Origin of the sequence: Microbacterium sp. NPDC096154, assembly GCF_040302945.1 — a bacterium.
Taxonomy (GTDB): domain Bacteria; phylum Actinomycetota; class Actinomycetes; order Actinomycetales; family Microbacteriaceae; genus Microbacterium.
This window is the reverse complement of record NZ_JBEOSM010000004.1, coordinates 317,241-337,171: the sequence shown is the minus strand read 5'-3', so window position 1 is coordinate 337,171 and position 19,931 is coordinate 317,241. Positions and strand designations below refer to the sequence as shown.

General features: G+C 70.3%; 20 protein-coding genes. 7 read left to right on the top strand and 13 right to left on the bottom strand.

Annotation, left to right across the window (positions count from 1 at the left end; translation table 11 throughout):
• The first annotated feature begins 207 nt into the window (after positions 1 to 207).
• Complete coding sequence (locus tag ABTW64_RS08145) at positions 208 to 1,452, top strand: ammonium transporter (RefSeq protein WP_350621133.1); 1,245 nt, start codon at positions 208 to 210, stop codon at positions 1,450 to 1,452.
• An 83-nt stretch (positions 1,453 to 1,535) separates the two neighbouring features.
• Here ABTW64_RS08145 and ABTW64_RS08140 read toward each other — a convergent pair whose 3' ends face one another.
• The 3 genes from ABTW64_RS08140 to ABTW64_RS08130 all read right to left on the bottom strand — a co-directional run bounded on the left by ABTW64_RS08140 (position 1,536) and on the right by ABTW64_RS08130 (position 4,973).
• Positions 1,536 to 2,537 (bottom strand): sugar phosphate isomerase/epimerase family protein, encoded by a 1,002-nt coding sequence (locus ABTW64_RS08140; RefSeq protein WP_350621131.1) that lies wholly within the window; start codon positions 2,535 to 2,537, stop codon positions 1,536 to 1,538.
• A gap of 101 nt (positions 2,538 to 2,638) precedes the next feature.
• Complete coding sequence (locus tag ABTW64_RS08135; RefSeq protein ID WP_350621195.1) at positions 2,639 to 3,778, bottom strand: Gfo/Idh/MocA family protein; 1,140 nt, start codon at positions 3,776 to 3,778, stop codon at positions 2,639 to 2,641.
• Positions 3,779 to 3,929: 151 nt separating this feature from the next.
• Positions 3,930 to 4,973, bottom strand: coding sequence for a substrate-binding domain-containing protein (locus ABTW64_RS08130; RefSeq protein WP_350621130.1), 1,044 nt, complete (start codon positions 4,971 to 4,973; stop codon positions 3,930 to 3,932).
• 314 nt (positions 4,974 to 5,287) lie between these two features.
• Here ABTW64_RS08130 and ABTW64_RS08125 point away from each other — a divergent pair, with 314 nt between their 5' ends.
• From ABTW64_RS08125 to ABTW64_RS08105, 5 genes are all read left to right on the top strand, one after another.
• Positions 5,288 to 6,763: a sugar ABC transporter ATP-binding protein gene (locus ABTW64_RS08125; protein ID WP_350621193.1), complete on the top strand. Its 1,476-nt coding sequence runs from the start codon at positions 5,288 to 5,290 to the stop codon at positions 6,761 to 6,763.
• Positions 6,760 to 7,806: an ABC transporter permease gene (locus ABTW64_RS08120; protein ID WP_502892310.1), complete on the top strand. Its 1,047-nt coding sequence runs from the start codon at positions 6,760 to 6,762 to the stop codon at positions 7,804 to 7,806. The genes ABTW64_RS08125 and ABTW64_RS08120 overlap by 4 nt, the downstream gene beginning before the upstream one ends.
• A gap of 89 nt (positions 7,807 to 7,895) precedes the next feature.
• The gene (locus tag ABTW64_RS08115; protein ID WP_350621128.1) at positions 7,896 to 9,083 is read left to right on the top strand and encodes an ROK family transcriptional regulator; all 1,188 of its coding nucleotides are present in this window, start codon (positions 7,896 to 7,898) and stop codon (positions 9,081 to 9,083) included.
• 2 nt (positions 9,084 to 9,085) lie between these two features.
• Positions 9,086 to 10,000 (top strand): J domain-containing protein, encoded by a 915-nt coding sequence (locus ABTW64_RS08110; RefSeq protein ID WP_350621126.1) that lies wholly within the window; start codon positions 9,086 to 9,088, stop codon positions 9,998 to 10,000.
• A 53-nt stretch (positions 10,001 to 10,053) separates the two neighbouring features.
• Entirely contained in the window at positions 10,054 to 10,734 is a 681-nt protein-coding gene (locus tag ABTW64_RS08105) for a PhzF family phenazine biosynthesis protein (RefSeq protein WP_350621124.1), read from the top strand.
• Positions 10,735 to 10,761: 27 nt separating this feature from the next.
• Here the strand turns inward: ABTW64_RS08105 and dnaB are convergent, their stop codons facing one another.
• The 10 genes from dnaB to ABTW64_RS08055 form a co-directional block, all read right to left on the bottom strand.
• The gene (gene dnaB / locus ABTW64_RS08100; protein WP_350621122.1) at positions 10,762 to 12,135 is read right to left on the bottom strand and encodes a replicative DNA helicase; all 1,374 of its coding nucleotides are present in this window, start codon (positions 12,133 to 12,135) and stop codon (positions 10,762 to 10,764) included.
• Between the two features lie 509 nt (positions 12,136 to 12,644).
• Complete coding sequence (rplI, locus tag ABTW64_RS08095; protein ID WP_350621120.1) at positions 12,645 to 13,100, bottom strand: 50S ribosomal protein L9; 456 nt, start codon at positions 13,098 to 13,100, stop codon at positions 12,645 to 12,647.
• A 9-nt stretch (positions 13,101 to 13,109) separates the two neighbouring features.
• Positions 13,110 to 13,364, bottom strand: coding sequence for a 30S ribosomal protein S18 (gene rpsR, locus ABTW64_RS08090; protein WP_040168021.1), 255 nt, complete (start codon positions 13,362 to 13,364; stop codon positions 13,110 to 13,112).
• Positions 13,365 to 13,417: 53 nt separating this feature from the next.
• The gene (locus ABTW64_RS08085) at positions 13,418 to 13,936 is read right to left on the bottom strand and encodes a single-stranded DNA-binding protein (RefSeq protein ID WP_350621117.1); all 519 of its coding nucleotides are present in this window, start codon (positions 13,934 to 13,936) and stop codon (positions 13,418 to 13,420) included.
• Between the two features lie 5 nt (positions 13,937 to 13,941).
• The gene (gene rpsF, locus ABTW64_RS08080; protein WP_350621115.1) at positions 13,942 to 14,304 is read right to left on the bottom strand and encodes a 30S ribosomal protein S6; all 363 of its coding nucleotides are present in this window, start codon (positions 14,302 to 14,304) and stop codon (positions 13,942 to 13,944) included.
• Positions 14,305 to 14,442: 138 nt separating this feature from the next.
• On the bottom strand, positions 14,443 to 15,072 hold the full coding sequence (locus ABTW64_RS08075; RefSeq protein ID WP_350621113.1) for a TetR-like C-terminal domain-containing protein: 630 nt from the start codon (positions 15,070 to 15,072) through the stop codon (positions 14,443 to 14,445).
• Between the two features lie 4 nt (positions 15,073 to 15,076).
• Complete coding sequence (locus tag ABTW64_RS08070) at positions 15,077 to 15,874, bottom strand: tyrosine-protein phosphatase (protein ID WP_350621111.1); 798 nt, start codon at positions 15,872 to 15,874, stop codon at positions 15,077 to 15,079.
• Positions 15,871 to 16,731, bottom strand: a complete 861-nt coding sequence (gene phnE / locus ABTW64_RS08065) for a phosphonate ABC transporter, permease protein PhnE (RefSeq protein WP_350621109.1) — start codon at positions 16,729 to 16,731, stop codon at positions 15,871 to 15,873. Before phnE ends, ABTW64_RS08070 begins: the two co-directional genes overlap by 4 nt.
• Entirely contained in the window at positions 16,712 to 17,533 is an 822-nt protein-coding gene (gene phnC / locus ABTW64_RS08060) for a phosphonate ABC transporter ATP-binding protein (RefSeq protein ID WP_350621107.1), read from the bottom strand. Before phnC ends, phnE begins: the two co-directional genes overlap by 20 nt.
• Positions 17,533 to 18,459 carry a PhnD/SsuA/transferrin family substrate-binding protein gene (locus tag ABTW64_RS08055; protein WP_350621105.1) on the bottom strand — a complete coding sequence of 309 codons (927 nt, stop codon included), beginning with the start codon at positions 18,457 to 18,459 and terminating at the stop codon, positions 17,533 to 17,535. Before ABTW64_RS08055 ends, phnC begins: the two co-directional genes overlap by 1 nt.
• A gap of 197 nt (positions 18,460 to 18,656) precedes the next feature.
• Between ABTW64_RS08055 and ABTW64_RS08050 the strand changes: the two genes are divergently transcribed.
• On the top strand, positions 18,657 to 19,859 hold the full coding sequence (locus ABTW64_RS08050; protein ID WP_350621103.1) for a lysozyme family protein: 1,203 nt from the start codon (positions 18,657 to 18,659) through the stop codon (positions 19,857 to 19,859).
• The last annotated feature ends 72 nt before the right edge of the window (positions 19,860 to 19,931 follow it).

The following is a 19,931-nucleotide window of genomic DNA, read 5'->3' as shown; positions in this document are numbered from 1 at the left end:
GGTGGTGGTGCTCGTTGCTTCACATTAACTTTCGTTGCATGACGGTTGTCGACCCGGGGCGTTACGAGCGTGTAAAACCCGCGCGAAGGGGCGAAACATGGACTTCATCCGCGTGAAACCCACTGCCCGTTCCCTCTGCGTAAATCTGGTTGCACCCGATTTCCGGCCCCTTCGCGCCGGGTTCCCCACACGCAAGAGAGGTCCCCCATGGACAGCGGACAATTCACCTGGGCGATCGTGGCGACCGCCCTGGTCGTCTTCATGACCCCCGGCATCGCGCTCTTCTACGGCGGCATGGTCAAGGCCAAGTCGGTGATCAGCATGATGATGCTGAGCTTCGGCGCCATGGGCGTCGTCGGCATGCTCTGGGTGCTGTACGGCTACAACATGTCGCTCATCGCCGACACCGAGGCGGGCGCCTTCCCCGGCTTCCAGTTCGCGGGAAACCCGTTCAACGCGCACTTCGCGCTGGCGGGATACGACAGCTTCACGCTCATCTCCGCGGCCTACGGGGCCACGTTCGCGATCGCGACGACGGCCCTGGTGTCGGGCGCGATCGCCGACCGCGCCAAGTTCGGCTCCTGGCTGGTGTTCGCGGGCCTGTGGGCCACCCTCGTGTACTTCCCGGTCGCCGCCTGGGTGTGGGGCGCGGGCGGCTGGGTCTTCGACCTCGGCGAGATCCTGGGGCTGGATGTGGCGACCATCGACTACGCGGGCGGAACGGCGGTGCACATCAACTCGGCGGCCGCGGCCCTCGCCCTCGCCCTCGTGCTCGGCAAGCGCATCCACTTCGCCAAGGGCGTCACCAAGCCCCACAACGTGCCCCTCACCCTCATCGGCGTGGGCATCCTGTTCTTCGGCTGGTTCGGCTTCAACGCCGGCGCGGAGGGTACCTTCGGGCTGCTCGGCCCCGAGAACTCGGACGCGGGCGAGATCATCGTCAACACGCTCGTCGCCGGCTGTGCGGGCATCATCGGCTGGGTGCTGGTGGAGCGCTTCAAGGAGGGCAAGGCCACGGCGGTCGGCGCCGGCTCCGGCGCGATCTCGGGCCTGGTCGCGATCACGCCCGCCTGCGCCGCGCTCGATCCGGGCTGGGCTCTGCTGCTGGGTCTCATCGCCGGCGCGGTGTGCGCCCTGGCGATCGAGCTGAAGTACCGCCTGGGCTTCGACGACTCGCTCGACGTGGTGGGCATCCACGGCGTCGGCGGCTTCATCGGCTGCTGGTACCTCGGATTCTTCGCGCAGGGCACCGGCCTGTTCATGGGCGGCGACCTGTCACAGCTGGTCGTGCAGGTGATCGCCTCGCTCGGCGTCGCCGTCTACTCGTTCGGAGTCACCTGGGTGCTCGGCTTCGCGATCGAGAAGACGATCGGATTCCGTGTGAAGAACGAGGACGAGGTGGCCGGCATCGACACCGTGCACCACGAGGAGGCGTACGCCCTCAACGACTGAGCGCGGCCTTGCCCGGGGCGCTCCGCTGCGGCGGGGCGCCCCGTTCGCGCGGCCGGCGGCGACGCGCCCCCGGCCGCGCGCCGTCAGCGCGTGCTGAACGCCGCGTCGAACGCCGCCTCCGGCGCGTCGAACGCGTTGCGCCGCACGAACTCGAGCGCCTCGGGGGCGCCGACGAGCCGGTCCATGCCGGCGTCCTCCCACTCGACCGAGATGGGGCCCTCGTAGCCGATGCTGTTGAGGGCGCGGAACGCCGTCTCCCAGGGCACGTCGCCGCGGCCGGTCGAGACGAAGTCCCATCCGCGTCGCAGATCCGCCCACGCGAGATGCGAGCCCAGCCGACCGTTGCGCCCGTTGCCGATGTTCATCTTCACGTCCTTGCAGTCGACGTGGAAGATGCGGTCCCGGAACTCGAGGATGAAGCTCACCGGGTCGAGCTGCTGCCACACGAAGTGCGACGGGTCCCAGTTGAGGCCGAACGATTCGCGATGTCCGATCGCCTCGAGCGTGCGCACCGTGGTCCAGTAGTCGTACGCGATCTCCGACGGGTGCACCTCGTGCGCGAACCGCACGCCCACCTCCTCGAACACGTCGAGGATGGGGTTCCACCGGTCGGCGAAGTCCTGATATCCGGCGTCGATCGCATCCTGCGACACGGGCGGGAACATCGCCACGTACTTCCAGATCGACGAGCCCGTGAAGCCGACGACGGTCTTGACGCCGAGCTTCGCGGCGAGCCGTGCCGTGTTCTTCATCTCCTCGGCAGCGCGCTGCCGCACGCCCTCGGGGTCGCCGTCTCCCCACACACGGTCCGACAGGATGTCGCGGTGGCGCTGGTCGATCGGATCGTCGCAGACCGCCTGGCCCTTGAGATGATTCGAGATCGCCCAGACCTTGAGCCCGTGTCGGTCGAGCAGGTCGAGGCGATCCTCGATGTAGGCGTCGTCGTCCCACCGCCACGGATCGAGGTGGTCGCCCCAGCAGGCGAGCTCGAGGCCGTCGTACCCCCAGCCGGAGGCGAGGCGCGCCACCTCCTCGAGCGGCAGGTCGGCCCACTGGCCAGTGAAGAGTGTGACCGGTCGCGTCATCGCGGTTCCTTCCATCCTGTTCGTCTGCGTCCTGCGTCTTCGGGGTGCTGCTTCTTCTGGGTCCTGCTTCTTCCGAGGCCCCGCTTCTTCGTGGCCCGTCGTCAGTCGCCGACCGGCGTCCACGCGCTGCCGGCGGCCGAGCTTCGCTGCACGGCGTCGAGCACCCGCTGCACGTGCAGCCCGTCGGCGAACGACGGCCGCGGCTGCGAGCCCTCGTGGATCGCCGCCACGAAGTCGTTCACCTGGTGCGAGAACCCGTGCTCGTAGCCCAGCATGTGGCCCGCGGGCCACCACGGCGCCAGATACGGATGGTCGGGCTCGGTCACCAGGATGCGCCGGAACCCCTGCTCTGTGGACGGCAGCGTGGCGTCATGGAACTCGAGCTCGTTCATGTGCTCGAGGTCGAACGCGAGCGCGCCCCGCGACCCCGACACCTCGATGCGCAGGGCGTTCTTGCGCCCCGTGCGGAACCGGCTCGCCTCGAACGACGCCAGGGCTCCGGATGCCAGCCGGCCCGTGAACAGCGCCACGTCGTCCACGGTCACGGCCCCGCGCTGCTCCGACGCCGTGCCCGACAGCCCCACGCCCTCCGCCAGCAGAGGGCGCTCGGCCACGAGCGTCTCGGTGATGCCGGAGAGCGCCGTGACCCGCTGCCCGGTGATGTACTCGGTCAGGTCGATCGCGTGCGCGCCGATATCGCCGAGCGCCCCCGAGCCGGCACGCTCCTTCTGCAGGCGCCACGTGAGAGGCGCTCGCTCGTCGGCGAGCCAGTCCTGCAGGTACTCGGCACGCACCTGCCGGATGTCGCCGAGCCGGCCCTGCGCCACGAGGTCGCGCGCGAAGGCGGCGGCCGGCACCCGGCGGTAGGTGAACCCCACCATCGCCCGGACGCCGCGCGCGGCGGCGCGCTCGGCGGCCTCCGCCATCCGCTCGGCCTCCTGCACCGTGTTCGCGAGCGGCTTCTCGCACAGCACGTGCTTGCCTGCCTCGAGCGCGGCGACCGCGATCTCGGCGTGCGTGTCGCCCGGGGTGACGACGTCGATCACGTCGATGTCGTCACGCTGCACGACCTCGCGCCAGTCGGCCGCGGCCTCGCGCCAGCCCCACTTGGCGGCGGACGCCTCGGCGCCCGTACGCCCGACGACCACGGCCATCTCGGGACGCAGCGGCAGGTCGAAGAAGCGCGGGGCCACCCGCCAGCCCTGGGAATGGGCGGCCCCCATGAACCCGTGGCCGATCATGGCGACGCGCAGAGTGTCGGTATGCGGGGAGTCGGCGCGCGGAGAATCGGTGCGCGGAGTGCCGGTGGGCAGGGTGTCGGTCACGGCGGGTTCCTCTCGTCGGAGGTGGGGCGCGGAGCGCGGCGCCGTCGGCCGCGCTCCGCGCGGGTCGTCAGGACTCGAAGGCCAGGTCGATGAACTGGTCGACGTTGTCCTTGGTGACGACCGGGGCGTCGAGCACGATGCGGTTGGGGACGCCGGGCGTGATCAGGTCGCTGACGGTCTTGCCCTGCGCGATCAGCCGGGCGAGCGCGATGCCATCGGCGGCCTGGGTCGACGGGTAGATGACGGTGGCCTTGAGGACCGAGTCATCGGCCTGGATCGCCTCCATGGCGTTGCGGCTGCCCGCGCCGCCCATCATGAGGAACTCGTCGCGGCCCGCGGCCTCGATCGCGGCCAGCACGCCCACGCCCTGGTCGTCATCGTGGTTCCACAGGGCATCGATCTGCGGATTGGCCGACAGCAGCTGCGACGCTGCAGCCTCGCCGCCCGCGACGGTGAAGTCGGCGGCCACGCGCGGGCCCACCTCCAGGCCGCAGTCCTCGAGGGCATCGGCGAAGCCCTGCGAGCGGTCCTGCGTCAGCGGCAGCGAGTCGATGCCCGCGATCTCGGCGACGATCGCGTCGGGGTTGTCGCCCACCTGCTCGCAGATGTACGTGCCGGCGCTCACGCCCATGCCGTAGTTGTCGCCCAGGATCGTCGCGCGCGCGGCGAAGGGGCTCGAGAACTCCCGGTCGACGTTGATCACCGGGATCCCCGCTTCCATCGCCCGGATCGCGACCTCGGTGAGCGCTGCACCGTCGGTCGGCAGCAGCACGATGGCGTCGACGTCCTCGTTGATGAACGTCTCGACCGCGGCGATCTGCGTGTTGGCGTCGTTGGTGCCCTCCGCCACGCGCAGTTCGACGTCGTCGAAGCCCTCGGCCGCGGCCTGTGCGCCCGAGTTGATGGCGCCGAGCCAGCCGTGGTCGGCGGCGGGTCCCGAGAACCCGATGACGACGGTGTCGCCCGTCGCGGCGTTCTCCTCGCTCGTCGTCCCCTGGTCGACGGCGTTCTCCTCGGTTCCGGTGCCCGTGCATCCGGCGAGCAGACCGATGCCGGCGACGAGCGCGGCTCCGGTGAGCACGAGTCGCGAGCGCGTGTGCTGTGAGCGCATGTTTCCTCCTTGAATCCAGTGCGGCCTCGGCAGTGTGGCGCGCCCGGCAGGAGAAGCTGCCCGCTCGAGTGGTGTCCACGCTGACGCGAGACAACCTAGCAGAATGCGGCGTGCTGTCTACACCTTTTGATTTGTGCTCGGCATAAGTTCCAGCGCCTGGCAACCGCTGGAATATCGCGGTTTCACGCTCCGGCATCGACCTCGACACCGCGCGGCTACGCGGAGAACGCGCTCTGGGCAACGGCGCGGCAGCGTGTTATGTTCGGCGCGTGATCAAAGATGACCACCAGCCGTCATTACTCGACGTCCGCGGCGTGACGAAGTCGTTCGCCGGTGTGCGCGCTCTCCGCGGCGTCGACCTGCAGGTGATGCCGGGCGAGGTGCACTGCATCCTGGGACAGAACGGGGCGGGCAAGTCGACGCTCATCAAGACGCTCGCAGGAGTGCACCGTCCCGATGAGGGCGAGATCCGCTGGGGCGGCGAGCCGACGGAGATCCCGACGCCCGAAGCCGCCATCGAGCTCGGCATCGCCACCATGTACCAGGAGCTCGACGTCGTGGACGGCCTGACGATCGCCGAGAACATCTTCCTCGGCCACGAGCTGGCACGCGGTGGCTTCACGCGTCGCTCGGAGGCGGCGCGGCAGACGCGCGAGCTGCTGCGCCGGCTGGGACACGGCGACCTGTCGCCGCACGCCGAGGTGGGGCGCCTCAGCGCGGCCAACAAGCAGATCGTGAGCATGGCGCGCGCGCTCTCGCACGACGTGAAGCTCATCATCATGGACGAGCCGTCGGCCGTGCTCGACACCGAGGAGGTGCGCAACCTCTTCGGCGTCGTGCGGGAGCTGACCGCCGCGGGCATCGCCGTCGTCTACATCACCCACCGCCTCGAGGAGATCCGCCAGATCGGCGACCGCATCACGGTGCTGAAGGACGGGCGCTCGATGGCGAGCGGTCTCTCCGTCGCCGATACGCCGACGAGCGACCTCATCCGGCTCATGACGGGCCGATCGGTCGAGAACGTCTTCCCGCCCGCCACCCCCGTGCCGCACGACGCTCCGGTCGTCCTCGAGGTGGAGGACCTCGCCCTCGACGGCGCGTTCGAAGGCGTGTCGTTCTCGGTGCGCGCCGGCGAGATCGTGGGGCTCGCCGGGCTCGTGGGATCGGGCCGCTCCGAGATCCTGGAGACCGTCTACGGCGCACGGCGGGCCACCGCGGGCGCCGTACGGGTGGCGGGACGCCCCCTGAAGCGCGGCTCGGTCGCGGCGGCGGTGCGAGCGGGCGTCGGGCTCTCCCCGGAGGAGCGCAAGAGCCAGGGCCTCGTTCTCGCCGAGCCGATCTACGTGAACGTGACGCTCTCGTCCCTGTCGCGGCACGCGCGATCCGGCTTCCTCGACGAGCGCGCCGAGCGCGAGGCGACCCGCGAGCAGATGGCCGCGCTCGAGCTGCGCCCCGCCGACCCGGATCGACCCGCGCTGACCCTGTCGGGCGGCAACCAGCAGAAGATCCTGCTCGCGCGCTGGCTCGTCCACGGCACACGCGTGCTGCTGCTCGACGAGCCGACGCGCGGCGTCGATGTCGGCGCACGCGCCGAGATCTATGCGCTCATCCGCCGCCTGGCGGCCGCGGGAAACGCGATCGTGATCGTCTCCAGCGAGATCGAAGAGGTGCTCGGCCTGGCCGACACCGTGCTTCTCGTGGCCGACGGGCGCGTGCTGCGCACCCTCCCCGCCTCCGAGATCGACGAGCACGGCGTGCTCGACCTCGTCATGAAAGGAACCGCCGCGTGAGCGAGCAGACCACCACCGAGGCCCCGGCGCCGCAGAGCCCGGCGCCCTCCGACCGTCGTGAGCGCTCGTCGGCCGCACAGCGACTGCTGTCAGGATCGGCGGGCCGCAACCTGGGCCTCGTGCTGGCCCTGCTGCTGATCATCGTGGTCGGCGCGGTCACGGCCCCCGACACGTTCCTCGGCGTCTCCAACATGCTGACGGTGCTGCGTCAGGCGTCCATCATCGGCGTCATCTCCATCGGCATGACCCTGGTGATCATCGCCGGCGGCATCGATCTGTCCGTCGGATCGGTGATGGGCCTCGCGTCGGTCGTCGCGACGATCGCCGCCGTGCAGGACCTCGCCGACCAGACGCACTGGGTCGTCATGGTGCTGATCGCGCTGCTCGTCGGAGTGGGCGCGGGACTAATCAACGGCGTCGTCATCGCCTACGGCAACGTGGTCGCGTTCATGGCGACCCTGGCGATGCTCGTCGCAGCCCGGGGACTCGCGGAGATCCTGGCCGAGCGGCGCACGCTCGTGGTGCAGGACCGCGGATTCGTCAGCGCGATGAACCAGGATCTGCTGGGCGTGGACATCCTGATCTGGATCTTCCTGATCGTCGCGATCGCCGGATGGGTGCTGCTCAACCGCACCACGTTCGGGCGGCGCACGGTCGCCATCGGCGGCAACCGAGAGGCGGCCCGCCTGGCGGGCATCGACGTGCGGCGCCACACCACGCTCCTCTACGCCATCGCGGGACTGTGCGCCGGCATCGCGGCCATCATGATCCTGGGCCGCACCACCGCGGGCACGTCGACCCACGGCCAGCTGTACGAGCTCGACGCCATCGCGGCGGTCGTGGTCGGCGGCACCCTGCTGATCGGCGGACGCGGCACCGTGACCGGCACCGTGTTCGGCGTGCTGATCTTCGCCACGCTGTCCAACGTGTTCGTGCAGAACAACCTGTCGTCGTCGGTCCAGGCCGTCGCCAAGGGCGTGATCATCGTCGTCGCGGTGCTGCTGCAGCAGCGGTTCGCCAAGCCGGTCGGACGCTCCTCGTAGACTTCCACCGACCCGTTCGCACCTTTCGGCGCACGACCGCGCCCAAGTGCCGTGCGTTCGGCGCGGATCTGCCGAAGTTAAGGTGAACCATGGCGAGAACGACCAGCGAGGCGTCGTCCAGCGTGTCGGGCGTGACGCAGCTGTTCCAGCTTCTGCGCGACGGCGTGCCCCGCACCCGGGCCGACCTCGCGAAGGCCACGGGCCTGGCCCGCTCGACCGTCGCGGCCCGCGTCGACGAGCTGATGCGGCTGGGGCTGATCTCACCCATCGCCGAGGCCGTGTCGACGGGTGGACGGCCGCCCTCGCAGTTCGCACTCAACCCCCGCGCGCGCCTCGTGCTGGCCGCCGACATCGGGGCATCGCACGCGACCGTCGCGGTGACCGACCTGGCAGCCACAGTGGTGGCCGAGCGCACCGAGCCGCTCGACATCACGCTCGGCCCGGAGCCGGTGCTGACGTGGGTCGTGGCGCAGGCGACGGCGCTGCTGGAGGGCATGGACCGATCGCCGCGCGACGTGGCGGCGATCGGCATGGGCCTTCCGGGCCCCGTGGAGCACTCCACAGGGCGCCCGGTGAACCCGCCCATCATGCCCGGATGGGACCGGTTCGACGTGCCCGGATGGATGCGGCAGCACCTCGACGTGCCGGTGCTGGTCGACAACGACGTGAACATCATGGCCCTCGGCGAGCGCGCCGTCGCATGGCCGGGCGTGGATCACCTGATGTTCGTGAAGGTGGCCACGGGCATCGGCTCGGGGGTCATCTCCGGCGGCGGCCTGCAGCGCGGGGCGCAGGGCACGGCCGGCGACATCGGCCACGTGCGGGTCGCGCGCGGCGCGGACGTCCCCTGCCACTGCGGCAATCGCGGGTGCCTCGAGGCCCTCGCGTCGGGGCCGGCCATCGCCCGCGCGCTGCGCGAGCAGGGCATCGCGGCCGAGAACGGCGACGACGTGGTCGAGCTCGTCAAGCGCGGCAACATCGACGCGATCCAGGCGGTGCGACAGGCGGGTCGCGACATCGGCGAGGTGCTCACGACGTGCGTGAGCCTGATCAATCCGTCGGTCATCGCGATCGGGGGATCCATGGCGCGGGTCGGTGAGCACCTCATCGCCGGCGTGCGCGAGGTGGTCTACACCCGGTCGATTCCGCTGGCGACCGAGCACCTCGCGATCGTGCAGTCGACGGCTGCCCAGAAGGCGGGCGTGCTCGGTGCGGCCATGCTCGCGATCGAGCACGCGCTCTCGCCCGACGCGCTGAGCAGCCTGGTCTCGGCCTGAGGATGTTCGACAGCCCGCTCTCCGCCTCGGCGTACGAGGTGCTCGGGGTCGCGCCCGACGTCGACGACGAGGCGCTGCGGCGCGCCTATCGCCTGCGGCTGCGCCAGACCCACCCCGACACGGGCGGAGACGCGGCCGAGTTCATCCGTGTGCAGCGCGCGTGGGAGTTCGTGGGCACTCCTGAGGCGCGCGCCGCGTACGACCGCGGGCGCGGCTCGGATGCCGCCCCCGCACCCGACGACTGGCACGTGCGCTCGACGCCGACCGACACCCGCCCGCGTGCGCGGTCGTACGGGCACCCCGGCGGTTGGCTGCGGCAGCGGTATCTCGAGCTGATCCGCGAGTGGGCGGGGCGAGGGCAGGACCTGCCCGACCCGTATGCGCCCGAGGTGGTGCGCGCGGCGCCTGTCGAACTGCGTCACATGCTGGCGGATGCGCTGGCCGAGGAGGCCACGGCACGCACGATCGCCGGCCTGGGCATCGGCTTCACCGTGTGGCACGACGTCGCGGTGGGCGAGCACCCGGAGCACAAGCTCGACCACGTGGTGCTCAGCCCGTCGGGGCTGTACGGCGTGATGTCGGCCGACTTCGGTGGCGAGGCGCGCTTCCGCCGCGGCGAGATCATCGGCGCGGCGGTGGGCGGCGACGCGCCGGTGGCCTCCCTGCTCGGGCGCATGCGCGCGGTCGCCCGGGCGGCGCACGTGCGCTTCAGCGGTGCGATCGTGGTGCTGCCCGACGACGACCTGATGCAGCCGGTCACGCACCTCGGCACGGTCAAAGGCCTGCCGGTCGCGGTCGTGCGCCGCAGCGTGCTCGGCCACCTGCTCCGCGCCGGCATCCCGGGCACGCGCGACATCGGCGGCAACGAGCTCTTCGACGTGCGCACCCGCCTGCAGCAGACCATCCGGTTCGTGTGACGGTCGAGGCGGCCCGGCGCGCGGGCGCCGGGCGCGGCTGACACAATCGACTCGTGAGCCTGCAGGTGACCGTGGTGAATGTGTTCGTCGACGAGGCCGGCGAGCACGGCAACCCGCTGGGCATCCTGTGGTCGTCGAAGGCGACCCGGGGACGCGAGCAGGAGATCGCGCGCGATGTCGGCTTCAGTGAGACGATCTTCATCGACGCCGTCTCGGAGCACGACGCGCACGCGCGAATCTTCACGCCCGCGCGCGAATTGCGGTTCGCCGGCCACCCCACCGTGGGGCTCGCGTCCTGGCTGCGGGCGAGCGGCGACGACATCCGGTCGCTGATGGTGCCTGCCGGGCGCGTGCAGGTGCGGGCCGAAGGCGAACTCATCTTCGTCACGGCGAAGCCCGAGTGGGCGCCGGAGTTCTCGTTCCAGCAGCTCGAGTCACCGGCCGACGTGGAGGGCGTCGACCCCGATGCCTACGCGTTCGGCAACAATTACGTCTGGGCCTGGGCCGACCGTGAGCAGGGCCGCGTGCGTGCCCGGATGTTCGCGCCCGCTCTCGGCATCCGCGAGGACGAGGCGACCGGATCGGCCGCCGTGCGGCTCACCGCGCAGCTGGATCAGGACCTCGACATCCTGCAGGGCGCCGGCTCACGGCTCTACACCCGCACGGCGCGCGCCGACCGCGAGGTCGAGGTCGGCGGCCGCACGTCGCCCGAGCGGATCATCGAGCTGCGCTGACACCGCAGGCGGCCGCTCGGATCCGGCCTACTGGAAGTCGTTGGCCGGCGCCATGTCGGCGAAGCGCGAGAAGTGGCCCTGGAAGGCGACCTCGATCGTGGCCGTGGGGCCGTTGCGGTGCTTGGCCACGATCAGGTCGGCCTCGCCGGGGCGGGTGTCCTTGTCGTAGACCGAGTCGCGGTGCAGCAGGATGACCATGTCGGCGTCCTGCTCGATCGAACCCGACTCGCGCAGGTCACTCACCTGGGGGCGCTTGTCGGTGCGCTGCTCGGAGCCACGGTTGAGCTGGGAGAGCGCGATCACGGGCACCTGCAGCTCCTTGGCGAGCAGCTTGAGCGCACGCGAGAACTCGCTGACCTCCTGCTGGCGCGACTCGACCTTCTTGCCACTCGTCATGAGCTGCAGGTAGTCGATGATCACCATCTTGAGCCCCGCGCGCTGCTTGAGACGACGGCACTTCGCGCGGATCTCGACCAGGGTCATGTTCGGGCTGTCGTCGATGAACAGCGGCGCCTCATGGATGCGGCCGCGCGTCTGCGCGACGTTGGTCCAGTCGCGCGAGTCGAGCGTTCCCTTGCGCAGGTTCTGCAGCGGGATGGCGCCCTCGGCGCTGAGCAGGCGCATCGCGATCTCGGCCTTGCCCATCTCGAGCGAGAAGAACACGGCGGGCATGTTGTGCTTGATCGCCGCGGCGCGCGCGAAGTCGAGTGCGAGCGTCGACTTGCCCATGGCCGGACGCGCGGCGACGACGATCATCTGACCGCCATGCAGGCCGCTGGTCAGCTCGTCGAGCTCGCTGAAGCCCGTGGGCACGCCCGTCATGCCGCCGTCACGGCCGCCGGCGGCCTCGATCTCCTCCATCGCGGCGTCGACCGCGATCGACAGCGGCACATAGTCCTCGGTCTTCTCGGTGCCCGTCACGCCGTAGATCTCGGCCTGCGCGTTGTTGACGAGGTCGACGGCCTCGCCCTCCCCCGAGTAGCCCATCTGCACGATGCGCGTGCCGGCCTCGACCAGGCGTCGCAGCAGGGCGCGCTCGGCGACGATGTTGGCGTAGTAGCCGGCGTTCGCGGCCGTCGGCACGATCGACGTGAGCGAGTGCAGGTAGTCCGCCCCGCCCGCACGCTGCAGGTCACCGGTCTTGATGAGCTCGTCGGTGACCGCGACCACGTCGGTGGGCTCGCCGTGCGAGTACAGCGAGAGGATCGCCTCGAAGATCAGCTCGTGCTTCGGGATGTAGAAGTCGGCGCCGCGCAGCGACTCGATGACGTCGGCGACCGCATCCTTCGACAGCAGCATGCCGCCGAGCGTGCTCTGCTCGGCCAGCAGGTCGTGCGGAGGGGTGCGCTCGTGCTCTCGGGGGGATCCGAGACGGTCGTCGGAGATGTCGGCGATCGACACGAGACTTCCTTCCTTCCGGACGCGGGACGGCGCATCGGGGCGGCGGACGATCCGGGCGGGTGATCGGATCGGGAGGTGCGGCTGGGACAAGGAAAGCAGGGGCCTCCGACATCCGCCCGTTCACCGTAGGGTCGGGGTTCTCCCCATGCAAACCAGCCTGTGGATAACTCTGTGGAGGACTTGCGGAAATCGCCGACACGTGTGTGGAAATCCCCTGTGGAGAGATCCGGCGCGCCCGAGAACTTGCGCGCCGTATATCCCTTTCTACCAGGGCTTTTCTGATCCCACAGCCTGTGGATGACCTTGTGGTTAAACAATCGCTTGAAGGTTGCGCCGACACGCCATGGGTGTGCACAACTTTGGAACCGGTCACCACCCCGCGACGCCGATATGTCAAGAGCGGATGAACAGTCGGAGACGCCGATCCGAACCCCGCTGCCCGGGTCCCCGGACACGAGAAGCGGCGCAGGATCCGAAGATCCTGCGCCGCTTCGCGGTCCGTTGCGGACTTACTTCTTGAGCGCGACGACCTGCAGCGAGATGACTGCCGTGACGTCGTCGTGCAGGCGCACGACGGCCTCGTGGTCGCCCACCGACTTGATGGCGGTAGGGATGGTGATCTTGCGCTTGTCCAGCGCGCCGAGACCGGCCTCCGACACCGCGTCGGCGATGTCGGCGGTCTTGACCGAGCCGAACAGACGGCCCTCGGCGCCGGCCTTGACGGCCAGCTTCACCTTGGAGCCCTCGATCGTGTTCTTCAGGGCGACGGCCTCGTCGTGCGTCGCGATGGCGCGAGCCTCGCGCGCGGCGCGGATCGACGCTACCTGCTTCTCGCCACCGCGCGTCCACGCGGTCGCGAAGCCCTGGGGGATGAGGTAGTTGCGGGCGTACCCGTCCTTGACCTCGACGACGTCGCCCGGGGCGCCCAGGCCGTCGACCTCATGAGTGAGAATCAGCTTTGCCATGAGTGCTCCTTAGCGGCCCGCGCCGGCGTAAGGCAGGAGCGCCATCTCGCGCGCGTTCTTGATCGCCTTGGCGATCAGACGCTGCTCCTGCACCGAGACACCGGTGATACGACGGGCACGGATCTTGCCGCGCTCCGAGATGAACTTGCGAAGGGTGGCGACATCCTTGTAATCGATGACGCCGACCCGGATCGACTTCGCGGGAGCGGCGTTCTTCGCGCCCTTCCGCGGCTTGCGGCGGTCGCCGCTCGACTTTCCAGCCATGTTGGGTCCTTAGTTGTGCTGCGGGCGCCGATGGAGGCGTCCACGAGTCCTGTTTAGAACGGGGTGTCGTCTCCGAACGACCCCGGGGTGCTCCATGCGTCGGCGCCCGTCTGCGAGCCAGGCGTGGCCCACGGCTCCTCCGAGACCTGCTGGCGCGGCTGTCCGCCACCGCCGAACTGGCCCTGGCCGCCACCGCTGCGGCCGCCACCGGCGGCACGGGTGACCTGCGCGGTCGCGAAGCGCAGCGAGGGGCCGATCTCGTCGACCTCCAGCTCGATTGCGGTGCGCTGGTTGCCCTCGCGGTCCTGGTAGGAGCGCTGGCTCAGGCGACCCTGCGCGATGACGCGCATGCCCTTCGTCAGCGATCCGGCCACGTGCTCGGCGAACTCGCGCCAGACGCTGGCGCGAAGGAAGAGAGCCTCGCCGTCCTTCCACTCACCCGACGCGCGGTCGAACGTGCGCGGCGTCGAGGCGATCGTGAAGTTCGCCACGGGGATGCCGTTGTTCGTGTAACGCAGCTCCGGGTCGGCCGTGAGGTTTCCCACGACCGTGATGACGGTTTCGCCGGCCATGGGACTTAGGCCTTCGCCGCCGTCTTGCGAGCAGCCCGCGCCTCGGCGCGCTTCGCCTCGGAAGCGACCATCGCGATGGCCTCCTCGGCGCGCAGCACCTTGGTGCGCATGATCTGCTCGTTCAGGCCGAGCTGGCGGTCCAGCTCCTGGGTGGCCTCGCTCGTCGCGGTGAAGTTCACGACGGCGTAGATGCCCTCGTTCTTCTTCTGGATCTCGTAGGCCAGACGGCGCTTGCCCCAGATGTCGATGTTCTCGATGGTGCCACCGGACTCGGTGATCACCGTCAGGAACTTGTCGACGATCGTGGGAACCTGGCGCTCGTCGATCTCCGGCTGCAGGATGGCCATGAGCTCGTACTGGTGCGTCACTTACCCACCTCCTTCGGACTTGATCGGCTGCCGGGCATTTCCCGACAGCAGGAGGGTGTGTTGCACGTCGTGCGGACGATCGCGAACGCGAGCGAGACCGCACAACCTCGTCAGTCTATCCGATGAGCCCTGATGCCGCTATTCGACGGCCATCCCCTGCCAGATCACGTCGAACGCCGCGCGGCAGCGGGCGATGACGTCGGCGTCGGCGAGCGAGGCTCCGCGCACGACCAGCTGGTAGTAGAAGACGCCGCTGAGCAGATCGGCGCAGGCCTCGAGGTCGACGTCGGAGCGCAGGATGCCCCGCTCGACGCCCGCTCGCAGCACCCCGATGGTCGAGACGCGCCGGCGGGCGACGTGCGCGTCCCAGTAGGCGCGCTGCACGACGCGGTCCTGCAGCCCGAGCACGAGCCGCCGCCTCATCCGCTCCTCGGGGTACCCGGGCATCCCCCGCTCGGCGCCGCCGAGGAACGCGTCGTACAGCGCGGCGCGCAGGTCGCCGTCGGTGGGGATGTCGTGAGGGTCGCGCCCGCTGTCGAGCGCCGTCGCCACCAGGTCGGTCAGCGAGGGCCAGCGACGGTAGATCGCCGCGCGGCTCACGCCGCTGCGGTCGACGAGGCGGCCTGCCGTGACGGGCTCGCCGGCGTCGATCAGCGCCAGCGCGGCGGCGATGAGCCGCTCGTCGATGCCCTCCGCACGCGGGCGGCCGGGACCGCGGCGGCGTCCCTGACGCGCCGCCGCGGCCCCGGTGGTCGCGAGGTCGCTCATCCGGTCAGCCGAGCGCCCGGGCGCGCAGCATGTCGACCAGAGCGTCGCTGAGGCCCGCGCGGCGGACGGGCGCGAGCGCGTCGCCGTCGTGCCGTTCGCGCAGCACCGCGAGCGCGCCGCGCATGGCCTCGTCCGAGAACCTCTGCTCGCCGGCGGCCAGGGCGGCCGGGTCGAGCTCGATGCCCATGGCCTTCATCATGGGCCCCACCACGGCGCGGCTGCGCGCCATGATGGCGCCGACGTTCGGGCCGGTGCGACCGTAGTCCTCCACGATGGCATCGTCGTCGGCGCCCAGCGCGAGCAGCAGCGAGGCCGCGAGCACACCCGTGCGGTCCTTGCCCGCGGCGCAGTGGAACGCCACGGTGCCCGGGGCGGTCGCCATCACGGCGAGCGCGTTGACGATCAGCGGCGCGCCCGCCTCGAACATCCCGACGTACATCGGCACGTACGTGGCGCGGTAGTCGCCCGAGCGGAAGTCCTCCTTCGAGACCGCGCCGCGCATGTCGCCCAGCAGCGACACGTGGTGATACGTCACGGCATGGTCGGCCAGCGGCCCGCGCCCCGTGATGCGGGTCTCGACGTTCGAGCGCAGATCGATCACGCTCGTCAGGCCCGCCTCGACCAGGTCGGCCGCGATCTCGTCGGTGACGTACGACAGGTCGTCGGCGCGGATCGCGAACCCCGGGCGGATCTCGCCGCCCTCGACGCGCGTGCCGCCGAGGTCGCGCAGGTTCACGGGCGCGCTGCGCTCCAGCGCGATCTCCTCGATGAGGGTGGGGGTGGATGCGTCGGTGATGGTCACGTGATCTTCCTTCGGATGAGCGCGCTGGCCTGGTCGATGACCGTGACCAGCACGATGATGCAGATGACGATGGCGCTGAGGTGGCCGTAGTCGTACATGCGCATGGCGGTGGTGAGCTCGAGACCGATGCCGCCCGCGCCGACCATGCCGAGGATCGTGGCGCCGCGCACGTTCCCCTCGAACAGCAGCAGCGTGTACGACACGAGCAGCGGCGCCGCCTGCGGCAGCACGCCGTACTGCACGATCTGGCGCTGGGAGGCGCCGACCGCCTGCATGGCGACGATCGGGCCACGGTCGACCGCCTCCATGGCCTCGGCGAAGACCTTGCCGATCGACCCGATCGAGCCGAGGGTCATGGCGAGGATGCCCGCGAACGGGCCCAGGCCGACCGCCGACACGAACATCAGCGCGAACACCAGCTCCGGCAGCGACCGGATGACGTTCATCAGCCACCGGCAGGGGTAGTACACCCAGGGCGGCGCGATGTTCGACGCGGCGCCGAACGCGATGAGGAGCGACAGGATGGCGCCCAGCACGGTGCCCACGATCGCCATCTGCAGCGTCTCCACGAGCAGCGCCGCGATCGTGCCGAACTTGTCCCACGTCGGCGGGAACAGGCGCCCGAGGAACGTGCCCATGTTGACGGCGCCGTCCCCCAGCTTGAGGAAGTCGAACTGGGCGCCCTGGAACGACCAGAGCAGGATCAGGATGACCACCGGGATGGTGATCACCGTGCGGGTGCGGGGCATGGTGATCGAGCGCTCGAGGCGTCGGCGGTCACGGGCATCCAGCCGTGGCGCGGCCGTCCTGCCGCGCGGGGCGCGCACCTCGGCGCGTTCAGGCGACGTCGTCGACATCGTCGGTCTCCTCGTGCTCGTAGATGGCCTGAAGGGCGGTCGCGTCGAGATCGGCGGTGCGCCCGGAGACGACCATCGCGCCGTGCCGCAGGCCGACGATCCGGTCGGAGTGCGCAAGGGCGAGCGGCAGCACGTGCAGGCTGACGAGCACCGGGATGCCGTCCTCCTTCGCGATGCGCTGCAGCAGGTCGAGCACCGTGTGCGACAGCTTCGGGTCGAGAGAGGCGACAGGCTCGTCGGCGAGGATCAGCTTGGGCTGCTGCATCAGGGCCCGAGCGATCGCCACGCGCTGCTGCTGGCCGCCCGAGAGCGAGCGGGCCTCATCCTGCGCCTTGTGCGCGATGCCGACGCGGTCCAGCAGCTCGAGCGCCCGGCGCCGGTGGGCGCTCGAGAAGCCGCCCACCAGATTGATCGGGCCGGCGTCGCTGAGCGCGCCGGTGAGCACGTTGGTCAGCACGCTGAGCCGCCCGATCAGGTTGAACTGCTGGAACACCTGGCCCACGTCGGAGCGCAGGCGGCGCAGCTCGCCGCGCTGCAGGTTGGCGACGTCGTGGCCGGCGACGCGGACGGTTCCGCTCGTCACGGGCGCGAAGCCCGTGAGCGACTTCATCAGCGTCGACTTGCCGGACCCGCTCGATCCGAGCAGCGCCACCACCTCGCCGGGGCGCAGGTCGATGTCGACGCCGTCGAGCACGAGGGGCCCGTCGCCGTACGCGACGCGCAGGTCACGCACCGCGACGAGGGGCAGATGCTGTCGCATCTCGGCCGTGGTCGGCACGACGAGCTGGTCGGGGACGCTCATCAGCCCAGGTCCGAGATGTCGACGTCGGCGATCGCGGCGATGTCCACGAACGGCTGGAACAGCTCCTTGCCCGGCTCGACGACGGGCTCGCCGCCCTGGATGGCCTCGAGCATCGCCCCGAGCTTGTCGCCGTTCTCCTCGACGAAGATCTTCGGCAGCACCTCGGCCAGCAGCTCGCGCTTGTCGGCGGCGATGTCCTGGTCGGCGAGCACGGTGACCGAGACCGGCATCGACTCGCTCTCGCCGATCGAGCGGGTCTCTCCCTCGGCGAAGGGGAACATGTCGGTGCCGGCCATGGTGGGGAAGATCGTCGAGGTGCACGACACGTCGGCCTGCCCCTGCTTCAGCGCCTGGAAGCCCATCATGTGATCGCCGGCGAACAGGCCCGTGTAGTCGACGTCCTTCTCGAGGCCGGCGTCGTGCAGCATCTTGACCGGCATGAAGTACCCCGAGCTGGAGGCGGGGTCGGCGAACGCGACCACGGTGTCGGGCGTGATGTCCTCGAGCTTCTGCAGCGGCGAGTCCTGCAGCACGAGGCAGGTCGAGACGGGGTCGTCGTTGCCGGTCCACGCGACCAGCGGGTCGATCTCCCCCGTGTTGACCGCGAGAGCCGACGGGAAGCCGCTCATGAAGCCGATGTCGACGTGGTGGTTGCGCAGGGCCTCCAGCACTGCGGTGTAGTCGGGCACGTCGACGATCTCGACCTCGCGGCCCGTCTCGGCCTCGATCAGGTCGGCGAAGCCCTGGATGGGGTTCTGCGCGCTCGGGTCGTCGCCGAGCGGGGTGGTGGCGAAGGTGATGGGGGCGTTCGGGTCGCCGGTCTCGGCCGGCGCCGCCGCATCGGCAGAGCCGCCGGCACAGCCGGTGAGCGCGAGGAGGGCCGAGAGGCCGACGAGGCCGGCGGCGGAAGCGGGGCGGAGACGCATGGGAGGTCCTTTCGGGAGGAAGGGGTTCGTCCGACAGGAAAGCCCGCACGGGTGACCGGCAATTACGAGAACGGCGTACTTGAAACGGAACCGTGGGTGAACGTTCGGTGCGCACGGCGTTCACCGCGCGGCGCGGGAAGGCGCCGGATACGGCGCCCACCCTCGCTGCTGACCGCAGTCGCGGTACCGTGACCCGCGTGAGCACGCCTCCGCCGGTACCCCGCACCTTCCCGTTCGACGCCCGTCCGCTGATCGACCCCGCCGATCCGCGCGACGTGCACCGCTTCCACGAGGAGCTGAAGCGCCGGTTCCCCACGTCCTCAGGGAGTGTGGTCGCGCTCGTGATCCTGGCGGTGATCGCGGTGCCGATGCTCGGCGGCATCCTGACGGTCTTCGCGACCGTGCTCACCGCGTTCGCCCAGAACGGCATGGGAGTCGTGACCATCCCGTTCGTGCTGCTCGTGGTCGGCATGATCGCCCTGGTCGTGTGGGCGCTCATCCGGCACTTCGGCGGGGCGGCGAAGGAGCGGCGTTTCCGCCTCGACGGATTCGCGCGCGCGAATCACATGCACTACCTGCCTCGCCTGGACGCGCCGAAGCTGCCCGGCATGATCTTCGACCAGGGCAGCTCGCGGCTCGCGACCGACCTGGTGCGCGGCGAGCAGCCGCGCTTCGTCGAGTTCGCGAACTACCAGTACACGACCGGCTCGGGCAAGAACCAGACCACGCACCGGTGGGGCTACGTGGCCATCCACCTCGGCACCCCGTTGCCCCACATCGTGCTCGATGCCGTGGGCAACAACGGCCTGTTCGGATCCAACCTGCCGGCGTCGTTCGGGCGGGCACAGCGCCTGAGTCTCGAGGGCGACTTCGACCGCTACTTCACCCTGTACTGCCCGGAGGGCTACGAGCGCGACGCGCTCTACCTGTTCACGCCCGACATCATGGCGCGGTTCATGGACAACGTGGCCCAGCTCGACGTCGAGATCGTCGACGACTGGATGTTCCTCTACACCGGACGGCACGTCTCCACGCTCGACCCCGCCACGTGGGCCTGGCTCTTCTCGGCCGTCGCGGCCCTGATGGACAAGCTCACGCAGTGGGCGCGATGGCGCGATGAGCGGCTCGCGACCGAGGGCGCTCCTGCCGCGCAGACGGGGGCTCTCTCCGGGCAGCCGGTCGCCCCGGGGGCGGAAGCCCTGCCGTTCAGCGCGCCCGCTCAGATGGTGACGCCTCCCCCGCTCGTCCCCGCGGTGCGCCGCGGCGTCGCGGCCCCCGGCCGGCGCCTCAAGCGCCGGGTGCCGGTGGTCGTGGTGATCGTGCTCGTCGTCATCGGCGCGACCCTCGTCCTGCCGTGGATCGGCGGCATGCTCGCGGCGCTGACGGCGTTCGGCTCGTAGCCCGGCGGGGCAACTGCCGCGGTCGCCTGGCGGGCCGTCGGGAAGAAGAGTCAGGGCCCGGATGTCCTCCCC